The sequence below is a fragment of the Scandinavium sp. genome (genome assembly GCF_032012665.1).
Classification (GTDB): Bacteria; Pseudomonadota; Gammaproteobacteria; order Enterobacterales; family Enterobacteriaceae; genus Scandinavium.
In genome coordinates this window covers 1-12674 of record NZ_DALZVG010000008.1, presented here as the reverse complement: position 1 = coordinate 12674, position 12674 = coordinate 1, and the positions used below count along the sequence as shown (strand labels likewise).

General features: G+C 52.9%; 10 protein-coding genes and 2 pseudogenes. 4 read left to right on the top strand and 8 right to left on the bottom strand.

Going from position 1 to position 12674, the window contains the following annotated elements; translation table 11 throughout:
- Positions 1-131 precede the first annotated feature (131 nt).
- Positions 132-437, bottom strand: a complete 306-nt coding sequence (locus tag RTU33_RS09085; protein ID WP_312626797.1) for a type II toxin-antitoxin system RelE/ParE family toxin — start codon at positions 435-437, stop codon at positions 132-134.
- Entirely contained in the window at positions 434-721 is a 288-nt protein-coding gene (locus tag RTU33_RS09080) for a damage-inducible protein J (RefSeq protein ID WP_312626795.1), read from the bottom strand. Before RTU33_RS09080 ends, RTU33_RS09085 begins: the two co-directional genes overlap by 4 nt.
- A gap of 389 nt (positions 722-1110) precedes the next feature.
- Here RTU33_RS09080 and RTU33_RS09075 point away from each other — a divergent pair, with 389 nt between their 5' ends.
- A complete protein-coding gene (locus RTU33_RS09075) occupies positions 1111-1557 on the top strand; it encodes a SymE family type I addiction module toxin (protein ID WP_312626793.1) in 447 nt (148 codons plus the stop codon).
- 42 nt (positions 1558-1599) lie between these two features.
- Here RTU33_RS09075 and RTU33_RS09070 read toward each other — a convergent pair whose 3' ends face one another.
- Both RTU33_RS09070 and RTU33_RS09065 read right to left on the bottom strand, forming a co-directional pair.
- The gene (locus RTU33_RS09070) at positions 1600-1947 is read right to left on the bottom strand and encodes an immunity 8 family protein (RefSeq protein WP_312626792.1); all 348 of its coding nucleotides are present in this window, start codon (positions 1945-1947) and stop codon (positions 1600-1602) included.
- 9 nt (positions 1948-1956) lie between these two features.
- Positions 1957-5241: pseudogene (locus RTU33_RS09065) on the bottom strand (hemagglutinin repeat-containing protein); the annotation flags it as partial.
- A gap of 273 nt (positions 5242-5514) precedes the next feature.
- Here RTU33_RS09065 and RTU33_RS09060 point away from each other — a divergent pair.
- Positions 5515-5961, top strand: coding sequence for a SymE family type I addiction module toxin (locus RTU33_RS09060; protein WP_312626790.1), 447 nt, complete (start codon positions 5515-5517; stop codon positions 5959-5961).
- Between the two features lie 67 nt (positions 5962-6028).
- Here the strand turns inward: RTU33_RS09060 and imm45 are convergent, their stop codons facing one another.
- Positions 6029-6340, bottom strand: coding sequence for an Imm45 family immunity protein (gene imm45, locus RTU33_RS09055; protein ID WP_312626788.1), 312 nt, complete (start codon positions 6338-6340; stop codon positions 6029-6031).
- Positions 6340-8631: pseudogene (locus tag RTU33_RS09050) on the bottom strand (hemagglutinin repeat-containing protein); the annotation flags it as partial. The pseudogene RTU33_RS09050 and the gene imm45, both read right to left, overlap by 1 nt.
- Before the next feature lie 258 nt (positions 8632-8889).
- Here RTU33_RS09050 and RTU33_RS09045 point away from each other — a divergent pair.
- On the top strand, positions 8890-9114 hold the full coding sequence (locus tag RTU33_RS09045; protein WP_312626787.1) for a hypothetical protein: 225 nt from the start codon (positions 8890-8892) through the stop codon (positions 9112-9114).
- On the top strand, positions 9027-9326 hold the full coding sequence (locus tag RTU33_RS09040; RefSeq protein WP_312626953.1) for a SymE family type I addiction module toxin: 300 nt from the start codon (positions 9027-9029) through the stop codon (positions 9324-9326). The genes RTU33_RS09045 and RTU33_RS09040 overlap by 88 nt, the downstream gene beginning before the upstream one ends.
- 41 nt (positions 9327-9367) lie before the next feature.
- Here RTU33_RS09040 and RTU33_RS09035 read toward each other — a convergent pair whose 3' ends face one another.
- Positions 9368-9700: an immunity protein YezG family protein gene (locus tag RTU33_RS09035; protein WP_312626785.1), complete on the bottom strand. Its 333-nt coding sequence runs from the start codon at positions 9698-9700 to the stop codon at positions 9368-9370.
- Positions 9700-12674: hemagglutinin repeat-containing protein (locus tag RTU33_RS09030; protein ID WP_312626784.1), on the bottom strand; the 2975-nt coding region annotated here is incomplete at its 5' end. The genes RTU33_RS09030 and RTU33_RS09035, both read right to left, overlap by 1 nt.

The following is a 12674-nucleotide window of genomic DNA, read 5'->3' as shown; positions in this document are numbered from 1 at the left end:
TCTGCCGCCTCCCGACGGGAGAGGGGCTTTTGGCTTAATCATATTGATGAATGCTGCGCCTCTCAATGCGCTGGCGCGGGGTTTTGGTGAAAAGGTGAGGCTCCTGGACAGATGAATGGGAGAATAAAACCTCAGTTCTGACCATACTGTCCGGCTACTTTCCGGGAGGTATGGAGCACACGCAGGATGCGCACACGGGTATTTTCAGCCACGTACACGATGATGAACGGGAAGTGGGGCACCACCAGTTTACGCTGCTTGTCTGAGCGTCCGGCTCTCACCCCGGCGAGCGGGTTTTCTGTCAGGATTGATGCCATGCCAGCCAGCCTCCCATCGGCGGCGATGGCAACCACTGCGCCAGCTTCCCGGTTCAGATACAGGAAGATGTTTTCCCTGTCTTGTTGTGCGCGTTTTTCCCATTCAATCCTGATGGTCACAGCGACCCCCGCGTGGCGCGCCGCTTCAGCGCGTGCATTCGGTTTTCCATTTCATCGTTGCTGATGTACTCACCTTCACCTGCATCGTGGCGACTGAACGCCTGGGCTATCTGCTCTTCCAGCCAGCCTTCATGCTCGCTGCTTTGATAACGGCGCTCTTCGGCGGCCAGCTCCTCTGCGCGCTGACGCATGATTTCTGTCAGACTCGTCTGCTGACGCTCAGCGGCCTGCATTGCCAGACGCTTGGTTTCCTCATCGATACGGAAGTGGATGGTGCTGCTCATTGTCATAACCTCGCGTGGTGTCAGTTGTGTTGTCATTATGATATTCACTCTCCATGTTGTCATCCGGGATTTTCGCTTCACACTCTGCCTGGCCTGTCGTTGTATGGACTACCTGCAAAACCCGCACTGGTATATCTGTGCAAATAAGGCCCCTACAATTTTGCATTCAGTATCATTATTTCCTGAAGCCGCCTCGCATTTATTTAATCTGGCAAGAATCAAAGCACTGTATTTTTATTCAGAAAGGTATAATGGGCACAGAGTAATTTCATACATGTAAAGAAAGGGAAATATTCAAAGGCTGAATATCAATCATTAAAGAACGCGGCATGAAAGTGTTACCAGCACCTCCATGCCGCTGACCACAGACAACTATCAAGGAGTTGAATATGGCTGATACGAATCTTAAGCCAGGAACCACTCTCGCCAAAACACAATCGAAATTTTTGGCAGGTAATACAGAAAAACACGAGGCAGTACGCAAAAATAACAATTGCAGCTTGCCTAAGAAGGCAGAACCCAAAGCGTTGAGGCGTATGACGGTCAGCTACGTCAGCATTCGTCACTACGACCGCAAAACCAACAGAACGAAACGCTACACCCGAAGCGCCAGCCTGCGCCTGAACGGCACCTGGATGGAGGAAGCCGGGTTTACCACTGGCACAAAATTAGATGTTCGTGTGATGCCGGGTTGCTTGGTCATCACCACCCGCCCCGTGGACACGCCCCTGATGAAGGAGCTGAACAACATCAGCCAGTTGCCACAAGAAGAGCAGCAGCAGGCAATGGCATTTCTTCAGGGCGTGGCGGCCAGAGTGGCTCTTGAGACGGCGTAAGTGACATAAAAAATCCCGGCTTTTCGGGCCGGGATTTGTCGTTTAAGGTTGGTAGTCCTCGTATTCCCAAGCAAAGACACGGGAGAGTTTTTGCGCTATCGCCATCCAGTCATCGCCTTCACACTGATCGATATAATCCGTAATGGTCTTTTTGATCTCATCCAGATCGTATTTACGGACCAGAAGCGTATGACGCATCAACTCCGGTAACCAGTGGTGCTTGCAGAGCCATTCCGGGGTGCAAATACGAAGATCAAAATTGTCTGCTCCAGAGCTATCTTCTCCTCCAATACGCAATAATAACCTGAGAGAAAAACTATGCTCATCCTCCGGATAAAATTTATCCAACTCAAAATCGTCATTTGAAATACTTTTTAAAATAGCCTTCATATTTATTTCCTATTTTATATCCAGATGACCATTACCAATCTTGGTTTTATCCCCTGTCACCGGATCTATTTTGAAAGTTTCAAAATTAGCCTGAGTACCGGTTGTTGCATATGAACTATTATCTTTTGACGCTGGAAAACGATATACACGAGCACCATCAGCACTCATCAATCCAGTTCCATCACTGGTGAGTCTTGCACCATCACCAACCCATATCTGACCCAACCGATCAGCTTCTGCTTTAGTACCGGAACCCACACCATAATTCAGTTTACCATTATCTCCCTGAACCACTGCTGCCAGTATCGGATCCTGCTTCGCAATATTATTCAGGTTCTGCTGCATTAAGTCGTCTTTCAGCTTCGGATAGGTGGCGGTATTCTCCGCACCGCTCGAAGGTTTACTTTCTGTCTGGCTACCAGTTCCCGTTCCCGGCTTAGTCGATGGCGCAGACGGCTTCACCCCCGGTGTCAGCCCCTCATCCACCGCTTTCCCTGAGCCGATACCTGCTATCCCGCCAGCAATATACATCGCACCCAGTTGATAGCTAACAGCCGCTTTTGCAGACTCTTCACTCATTCCGGTGCGCATATACGCCGACACCATGCCGTTAAACAGTTCCTGCGTCTGTTGCGCTTCCGGGCTGGTTCCGTTAAGTAATTGCTGTATCTGCTGATAACCTGCCTGGGCTTCCTTCGTATTCTGGTAGCCCAGGTTCTGATAGGTGTCCTGCTTCTCCTGCGCATCCTGACGCGCTGCACTACAGGCCATCGCACTGCCACTCATGCAAGCATCAACCAGTGCCTTACTGGTTTCCGCATCCTTACGGTTCAGTGCATCCCGCTCCTGCTGCTCCTTCGGTGTCAGACTCTGTTTGTGGTTCAGCTCCGTCTGACGGCTCTTCTCCGTACTGCTCAGATAATTATTCTCAACCGCATTCTTCCCAGCGCTGGTGCCTGTTGCAGCTCCAGCTGTATTCCCTGTAGTGATCCCACCAGCCATACCCGCTGAAATACTCGCCAGCGCACTAACTGTCTGCTTCTGTTCCTCAGAAAGTTTATCTACACCAGGGTAGAGCATATTAGCGATTGCGCGTGCCGCCAGCTCTCCGCCCCCTGCACCAATCGCACCTGCCGCCGCGCTATTTCCCTGAAGCGCTGCAACCGCACCACCAAGGATCGCGTGAGCGATAGCATTGACCGCAGGGTTACCTTCTGTCGATTTCAGTAAGTGCGCCAGCTCCGGTGCCGAAGCACCCGCCAGTGCACCCGCTAAATTACCACCCGCGAGGCCCTGAAGTGCTGCCGTTGCGGCCTGGATACCGCGCTGAATGTCGCTGCCAGTGCCATACTTTTCCTGTTCCTTTTTGTATTCCGGCGTATCACGCAGTTTTGCCAGATATGCCTGCCGCTGTTCTTCCGTCGCATCCGCCGGAACAGGTCCATATTTATCCTGCGCAGCCTTCAGCGCATTCAGCTCACCCTGCGTCCGGGCGATATCCGCCACCTGGCCGCCGATATCGCTGATCATCCCGATTTCCTTCAGGCGGTTCTGCTCTTTCTCCTTGTCGAAGATCGGGCTGATGCTGTCATTGGCATGCTCGGTGTCGCGGCTCAGGTTCGCCACGTCCTGCTTCTGATGGTCCTTGTCGCGGATGGTGATGGTGCCATCAGCCACAGCGGCCTGAGTCGTGCCTTCGGCATGGCCGCTGTTGCCCGCCGCCGAAATCATTCCGCCCGGCATGTTGCCCTTGAACTGGTCGCCAAAACTGCCCGCGCCGCTGATGCTGATGCCGGAGTGCTCAGTTTTGAAATCCGCTTCGTTATGGATGTCCGTGAAGCCCAGCGTCCCGGTATCGAGGCTGTTTTTATCTGCCGTCGCCGTGGAAGCGATAACAGCACCATCCAGCTGGGTGTGGTTACCAACCGTGATATCGAAGCCGCCATCTCCGGCAAACATCCCGGTTTGTTCGGCGACGGAGTCAAAGCGGCTCTTCATCTTGTCCTGCGAGGCAGAGATGTAGCCGGAGCCCGTCATGCTGCCGAAGGTGAAGCTGCCGCCTGCCGCCACGCTGCTCTGCTTGCTGTCATATTTGTTGCTGTCCTGCTGGCTGCTCATCAGCAGGTCGTGGCCCACGTCGGCGACAATTTTATTGCCGTTGACCTGCGCCCCGTTGAGCACGGTGTCGTTTCCGCTCTTAATGGTGACGGTCTTGCCGCTGTCTATCGTGGTTTCAGTCCAGTCGGTGCCGTTGCCGTTGTCCTTGCCTTTTGCCGCGTTGACGTTGGCAAACACGCTGATACCGGCACCTTTACCTGCACCAATACTTACGCCGACACCGCCGCCGCTGCTGCTGTTCTTGCCGCTGGACTGTTGAGTGTTAGCGGCCCCGCTGAGAATGACGTCGTTCTTCGCATCCAGCAGCGTGTCGCCGCCCGCTTTCAGCTGGCTTCCGGCAATCACGATATCGCCGCTGTTCGGGCCTTTACCTTTTCCGTTCGCAGTGATGGAAAGGTTATTGCCCGCATTCAGGGTGCTGCTCGCCACCGCATCGCTTTCGGCATGCTGCTGCGATTTAGATTTCTGCGTCGTCAGCGAGAGGCTGACGCCCATCGCGTTCGGGTCGGCCGTCAGGTTAGCCGCCTCAGCCGCCTGACCAGCCTGGACGCCGGAGAGGACCGTTTTAGTCGCCTGGAGTGCTTTGAGACGTCCGTCGCTCTCCTCTTTGGTGTCCTGCGCCGACGTGACAGCATTGTTAATCGCGCTGCCGACGGTGCCCGAAAGCGCCAGCGTCAGCCCGCTTTTCTTCTGCTCGAAGGTTTCATCGCGGGTGCGTTTGTCGTGACCCGGATCAATGATCACGCTGCTGCCGCTGAGGCTCATATCCTTCCCGGCAATCAGGTCTGCGCCGCCAATGTGCGCCTGGTTGCCAGCGGCGATAACCACGTTACCGCCCGTAGAGCCGACTGTGCTGAAGCTCTGGCTTTGCGTGGTGCCCGCCTCGCGCAGGTCGTGGGTGGATTTGCTGCTGCCGATGGTGATGCCGATACCGCCGGTGCCCATCAGGCCGCTCTTTTTGGTCTCTTTAAAGCGCCAGGAGGAATCGGTGTTGGTCGCCACCACGATATCGACGTTGTTACCTGCGCCCAGCGCCACGGTGTTATCGCCCACCACGGAGGAGCCTTTCACCAGCAGGTTGTTGCCCGCCTGCACGGTCACGTCCTCGCCGGAAAGCAGGGTGCCTGCCTCGCGCGTCGCGCTGTCTTCCTCGATGGTGTGGGTCGTTTTCTTGCTGCTGTGGCGATAAGCATTTAAATGAGCAATTTAAAATGCAACGTTACACCAATCAATAATATTTCCTGAAGCGGCCTCGCAGATATTAACTTTGTTCATGCATCCAGTGCTGGATTTTTATTCAGCAAGGTATAATAGACGCAGCAAAGCAATCGAAAGAACGCAACAGGAAAATCGATAAAATAGAAAATTCTGATTATTAAAGAGCGCGACATAAAAGTGTAACCAGCACTTCCATGCCGCTGACCACAAACAACTTCCGAGGAGTTGAATATGGCTGACACCAATCTTAAGCCAGGAACCACTATTGCCAAAACACATTCGAAACTTTTGGCAGGTAATACAGAAAAACACGAGGCAGTACGCAAAAATAACGATCGAAGATTGCCTAAGAAAGCAGAGCCCAAGGTATTAAGGAATATGACGGTCAGCTATGTCAGCATCCGTCATTACGACCGTAAAACTAACAGAACTAAACGCTACACCCGCAGTGCCAGCCTGCGCCTGAACGGCACCTGGATGGAAGAAGCCGGGTTTACCACAGGCACAAAATTAGATGTTCGTGTGATGCCGGGTTGTCTGGTGATCACCGCTCGTCCCACGGAGACACCGCTGATGAAGGAAGTGAACAACATCAGCCGGTTGTCTGAAGAAGAGCAACAGAAGGCGATATTATTTTTGCAAGGCGTGGCGGCCAGAGTGGCGCTTGCGGGGATCTAAGGGTGATAAAAGATCCCGACTGAGAGCCGGGATCTATGTTGAATTTTAGGATCTAGCGACGAGGCCATTAATCAATAGGGGTTGCTACATATTCATCAAGGATATGAACATCTTGAACGTCGCATTCTGGATAGATCCATTTTGCCCAATTATTAACAACCCATTCAGTACTCAAAGCCCTGCCTTCAGATGATTCACTTTCAATCGGTAAAGAGATCAAAATTAATCCAGCTTTATGTCCTGAAGAGACAACCAGCCCGTGAGTATCAAATAAATCAATGACCATAAAATCGACCCATGCTTCATACGGCCAAATAGCAGGCAACCTAAACACGGAACCTCGCTTTATGGATTTATTAGCATAATTAACCAATTTCATCACTTCACCTTCAGATCATGTCCACCAGATTTATCGATTGAATTTGGTACAGGATTCATTCCCATATCCACTTCACCAAGATGTTTACCTTTCGTATCCAACATTTCGAAACGTCCATGTTGAGTATCAAGAGCGTATAAGTTCCCATCGGTCCCTCTGTAGACATCCCGGTTATTCATTCGCGTTAGCTTGCTATCTTTGACCATACCATTCGCACTAGCAACCGAAGAGGCCGTTTGTTTTACTTGCGCCACTCGCTCACCTGCTGGGAGGTTGAATAAGGTTTTTTCAAACTCAGCAACAGTCTGTCCTGTGGCTAATTTGGCAATTCTAGCATCTGGAATCTTTTTACCGGGTAGGATGATACTTGCCAGCATTCCACCCGTAGCTTCCAGAGCTGCCTGATTTCCTCCAGCTGCCTGTTTAACCGTATCTGCAACCGCTGACCAAGTTTCACTCTTCATCAAAGCAGTAACGGTATCCGCCACCGCCTGATTCTTCCCGGCCAGGTCGCTCATAGCTTTGCTGCAATAGCCGTCTCCTGCCGCACATGCAGCCAGTGCCATTGCTGCATCAGCAGCATAATCCGCAGAACCTAATGCCGTATCACCAGTATCCGCAAGGGCATTAATAATGCCGTTTGCGATGGAAGAAGTTGTACCTTCACCAAGCTTGTCTCTGACCTGATTTTTCAGGGATTCTGCAGCCTGTTTCACCGTCTCGCGCGCTTGGTCACCACTCAGCGAGTTATTCTCAGCCGCATTCTTCCCGGCCTGAGCGCCAGCTGTTGTGCCCGCGGAGTTTCCACCCGCCAGATTCCCCGCCAGCCCTGATGCCAGAGTTGCCAGGTTGCTGATCAGTTGCTTGTCACTTTCGCTCAGCTCACTGTTGCTCTTGCCAGGGAACATTTGCTCTTTAATAGCTCTGGCAGCCAGTTCACCGCTCAACGCGCCTGCTGCACCGGCTGCGGCGCTGTTCCCCTGTAACGAAGCCACCACGCCACCGAGTACTGCATGGGCTATCAGTGCTTCATTATCGCTGAGGCCGGATCGGTGCCCGATAATATTCGCCAGTTCCGGGGCCGATGCGGCGGCCAGAGCACCAGCCAGATTGCCACCGCCAGCCAGGGCGGTCAGCGCTCCTGTCACCGCCTGAAGTCCACGCTGAACCGCACCACCCGTGCCGTACAATGACGAGGCATTGTTGTAAGCACGTTCTGCGACTGCGGTATCTGTAACTGATTTTCCTTCCTTGATCAGTTGCTGACGCGCTTCTTCCAGCGAGGCCGGATCTTTCGCCGCTTTACGTCCTTCCAGATCGCCCTGCGTTCTTGCCACATCGGCAGCCTGAGAACCCACCTCGCCGATCAGCTGAATTTCCTGTAGCCGTTTCTGCTCTTTCTCCTTGTCGAAGATCGGGCTGATGCTGTCGTTGGCGTGTTCTGTGTCGCGGCTGAGGTCCGCAACATCCTGCTTCTGATTGTCCTTGTCGCGGATGGTGATGGTGCCATCAGCCACAGCTGCCTGAGTCGTGCCTTCGGCATGGCCTTTATTACCGCCGCCTGCCAGCAGGGCATTCGCCGCATTGCTCGCAAACTGCCCGGCGATGCTGCCGCCGGTATTGAAAGAGCCGCCCGTGTGTTGAGTTTTGAAATCCGCTTCATTATGGATATCGCTGAAGCCCAGCGTCCCGGTATCGAGATTGTTTTTGTCCGCCGTGGCCGTGGAAGCGATAACAGCACCATCCAGCTGGGTGTGGTTGCCGACCGTGATATCGAAGCCGCCATCCCCGGCGTAAAGCCCGGTTTGCTCAGCCACCGAGTCGAAACGACTCTTCATCTTGTCCTGATTCACGCTCATATAAGCCGAACCGGACATGGAGCCAAAGGTGAAACTCCCGCCTCCGGCAACGCTGGTCTGTTTGCTGTCGTAGTCGTTATTGTCCTGCTGGCTGCGCATCAGCAGGTCGTGGCCCACGTCGGCCACGATTTTATTGCCGTTGACCAGCGCGCCATCGAGTACGGTGTCATTCCCGCTTTTGATGGTGACGGTTTTACCGCTGTCGATCGTGGTTTCGGTCCAGTCGGTGCCGTTGCCTTTGTCCTTGTCCTTGCCTTTTGCCGCGTTGACGTTGGCAAACACGCTGATTCCGGCATCTTTACCTGCACCAATACTCACGCCGACACCGCCGCCGCTGCTGCTGTTCTTGCCGCTGGACTGCTGGGTGTTGGCAGCCCCGCTGAGAATGACGTCGTTCTTCGCATCCAGCAGCGTGTCGCCGCCCGCTTTCAGCTACATTTCATATTTAAATAATGCAAAGTTAGATGAACCGATAATATTTCCTGAAGCGGCCTCGCAAATATTAACTTTGCTCATGCATCCAGTGCTGTATTTTTATTCAGCAAAGTATATTAGACACAGCAAAGCAACCGAAAGACCACAACAGGGAAATCGATAAAATAGAAAATGCTGATTATTAAAGAGCGCGACATGAAAGTGTTCAAAGCACTTCCATACCGCTGACCACAAGCAACTAAGCAGGAGCTGAATATGGCTGAAACCGATCTTAAGCCAGGAACCAACATTGCCAGAACAAAATCGAAACTTTTGGCAGGCAATACAGAAAAACATGAGGCAGTACGCAAAAATAACGATCGCAGCCTGCCTGAGAAAGCAGAACCCAAAGTATTAAGGGATATGACGGTCAGCTACGTCATTACGATCGCAAAACTGACCGAACTAAACGCTATACCCGAAGCGCCAGTCTGCGCCTGAACGGCACCAGGATGGAAGAAGCCGGTTTTACCACAGACACCAAACTGGATGTTCGGGTAATGCCGGGTTGTCTGGTGATCACTGCTCGCCCAACCGACACACCACTAATCCAGGTACTCAACAAAGCCAAAGAATTACCAGAATCTGAGCAGCAGAAAGTTATGGCCTTTCTGCAAGGCGTGATAGCTCGGATGAATCTGGGGAAACTTTGAGTATGTGAAAATCCTCCCGCCCGGATAGGGCGGGATTGCCATCAATTCTCATATTTAAAGTCGATATTTATCTTAAGTGTTTCAATATTTACAGTAACTTCACAGCCATGCCAGAATGGCTTTTCTTGTGATTTAAAGTTCTCTACAAAAAAATTCCTCAGCTCGACCAGAAGATCCAAAAGCCGTTCACTGGCATCTGCTGTTTCAGTTACCCAATGTTGATCACCCTGTTTATCCACATAGTCATATGTAAATTCTCCACAATCACTTTCCGGCTCTAGCTTAGCGTATAGAATAATTTTAATCGCATTTTCAGGTGCGATAGAGAGTAATACTGAACCGATATCATTGTATATTTCTTGATCAGACCGCATTACTTACCTCCAGGTGAGTTATTAAATACTTTTTCAATCGGGCGACCACCATCAATTGAATACACTACTTTAAATTTATCAGGTCTGACACTGTCCCCAATATATGACGGCTGAATGTTGACCTTAACCTCTTTTCCTTCCCCTAATGCTTTTGCCCACGTATTTTCCATCTGCTTCCAGGCTCCTTTGTTCAGATTTCCATCCATCGGAACAAGGTTCAATTTCTCACCAGGCCCATTAAAAATACTGGCTATTAAATGACCCCCCTCATCTCCATCGAAGCCACACTTACCTGCTTTACATTGTTGATAGCCATTTCTGTCTTTTACATTAGGACTAAGAGTTGCTTCAACCTGGCTTGGTCTTGCCTGAGCATCAGTTTTATAAATTTTATCACCATCTACATGATAAACTTTATTCGGCTGTGGGTTATTTAGCTCTTTGCTCCAGTTCCCTTTAACACCTGAGTCCAGCATCACCTTTTCAAGTGACTCTGCACTGATTTTCTGACCTGTCTGTTTTTCAACAGCCATCAGAGCCTTCAACTCTGACAACTCGCTGGCAGACATTTTGCCAACCGCCGCTACTGTCAGGCCCGCAGGAAGAGCATCTCCAGCGGCCATTTCCGCAACCCAGATACTGACTTCATTTGCACACAGTACAGTATTCGCACCACAGGCACTGACTGCGGCCTGAGCGGCTGCAATTGCTTCCGGAGTCAGAGCAATCACTACCCCACCTGTAGCACCTCCAACAAGCGCTGCTGCAATCGCTTTGTTTACAGCCTCACCGCGTTTACATTCAGCCCCACCAGGACTAGTCGAGCAGGATGCAATATCTTTGCCATGCTCCTGAACAAACTTCGTCTGCGCATCTTCGTTACCTGCAATGAGGTTGTTTTCAGCAACATTCTTCCCAGCCGAAGCTCCGGTAGCCACACCCGCAGTATTCCCACCTGCAATACCACCCGCCATGCCTGCTGAAATGCTCGCCAGCGTGCTCAGTGTCTGCTTCTGGTCTTCAGTCAGCTTCGACAGGTCTTTTACATCTGGATATAACACCTTCGCTATTGCACCTGCGATAAGTTCACCTGATGCTCCACCCACAGCACCAGCTGCGGCGTTGTTACCCTGAAGAGCCGCCGTCACGCCGCCGAGAATGGCATGAGCAATAGCTTTCGCTGCATCGTTATCATTAATTCCGGCATTGTGCCCAATAAAGTTTGCCAACTCCGGTGCCGAAGCCCCGGCCAGAGCACCCGCTAAATTGCCGCCCGCCAGGCCCTGAAGTGCTGCCGTCGCGGCCTGGATACCACGCTGAACGGCACCACCGGTGCCCATTCCTGTCGCGTTAAAGGCTTCGTTGTAGTAGTTCTGATAAACCTGCCCGTTGATATCATCATTGCTGGCGGTTTTGCCCGGATTTGCCTTCTCCCATTGGGCTTTGGCAGCGTCCCGGTCTTCAGGCTTCACGTCGTTCATGCGCTCTTTGGCCGTTTTAATGGCGCTCAGCTCACCCTGCGTCCGCGCGATATCCGCCACCTGGCCGCCGATATCGCTGATCATCCCGATTTCCTTCAGGCGGTTCTGCTCTTTCTCCTTGTCGAAGATCGGGCTGATGCTGTCATTGGCATGCTCGGTGTCGCGGCTCAGGTTCGCCACGTCCTGCTTCTGATGGTCCTTGTCGCGGATGGTGATGGTGCCATCAGCCACAGCGGCCTGAGTCGTGCCTTCGGCATGGCCGCTGTTGCCCGCCGCCGAAATCATTCCGCCCGGCATGTTGCCCTTGAACTGGTCGCCAAAACTGCCCGCGCCGCTGATGCTGATGCCGGAGTGCTCAGTTTTGAAATCCGCTTCGTTATGGATGTCCGTGAAGCCCAGCGTCCCGGTATCGAGGCTGTTTTTATCTGCCGTCGCCGTGGAAGCGATAACAGCACCATCCAGCTGGGTGTGGTTACCAACCGTGATATCGAAGCCGCCATCTCCGGCAAACATCCCGGTTTGTTCGGCGACGGAGTCAAAGCGGCTCTTCATCTTGTCCTGCGAGGCAGAGATGTAGCCGGAGCCCGTCATGCTGCCGAAGGTGAAGCTGCCGCCTGCCGCCACGCTGCTCTGCTTGCTGTCATATTTGTTGCTGTCCTGCTGGCTGCTCATCAGCAGGTCGTGGCCCACGTCGGCGACAATTTTATTGCCGTTGACCTGCGCCCCGTTGAGCACGGTGTCGTTTCCGCTCTTAATGGTGACGGTCTTGCCGCTGTCTATCGTGGTTTCAGTCCAGTCGGTGCCGTTGCCGTTGTCCTTGCCTTTTGCCGCGTTGACGTTGGCAAACACGCTGATACCGGCACCTTTACCTGCACCAATACTTACGCCGACACCGCCGCCGCTGCTGCTGTTCTTGCCGCTGGACTGTTGAGTGTTAGCGGCCCCGCTGAGAATGACGTCGTTCTTCGCATCCAGCAGCGTGTCGCCGCCCGCTTTCAGCTGGCTTCCGGCAATCACGATATCGCCGCTGTTCGGGCCTTTACCTTTTCCGTTCGCAGTGATGGAAAGGTTATTGCCCGCATTCAGGGTGCTGCTCGCCACCGCATCGCTTTCGGCATGCTGCTGCGATTTAGATTTCTGCGTCGTCAGCGAGAGGCTGACGCCCATCGCGTTCGGGTCGGCCGTCAGGTTAGCCGCCTCAGCCGCCTGACCAGCCTGGACGCCGGAGAGGACCGTTTTAGTCGCCTGGAGTGCTTTGAGACGTCCGTCGCTCTCCTCTTTGGTGTCCTGCGCCGACGTGACAGCATTGTTAATCGCGCTGCCGACGGTGCCCGAAAGCGCCAGCGTCAGCCCGCTTTTCTTCTGCTCGAAGGTTTCATCGCGGGTGCGTTTGTCGTGACCCGGATCAATGATCACGCTGCTGCCGCTGAGGCTCATATCCTTCCCGGCAATCAGGTCTGCGCCGCCAATGTGCGCCTGGTTACCAGCGGCGA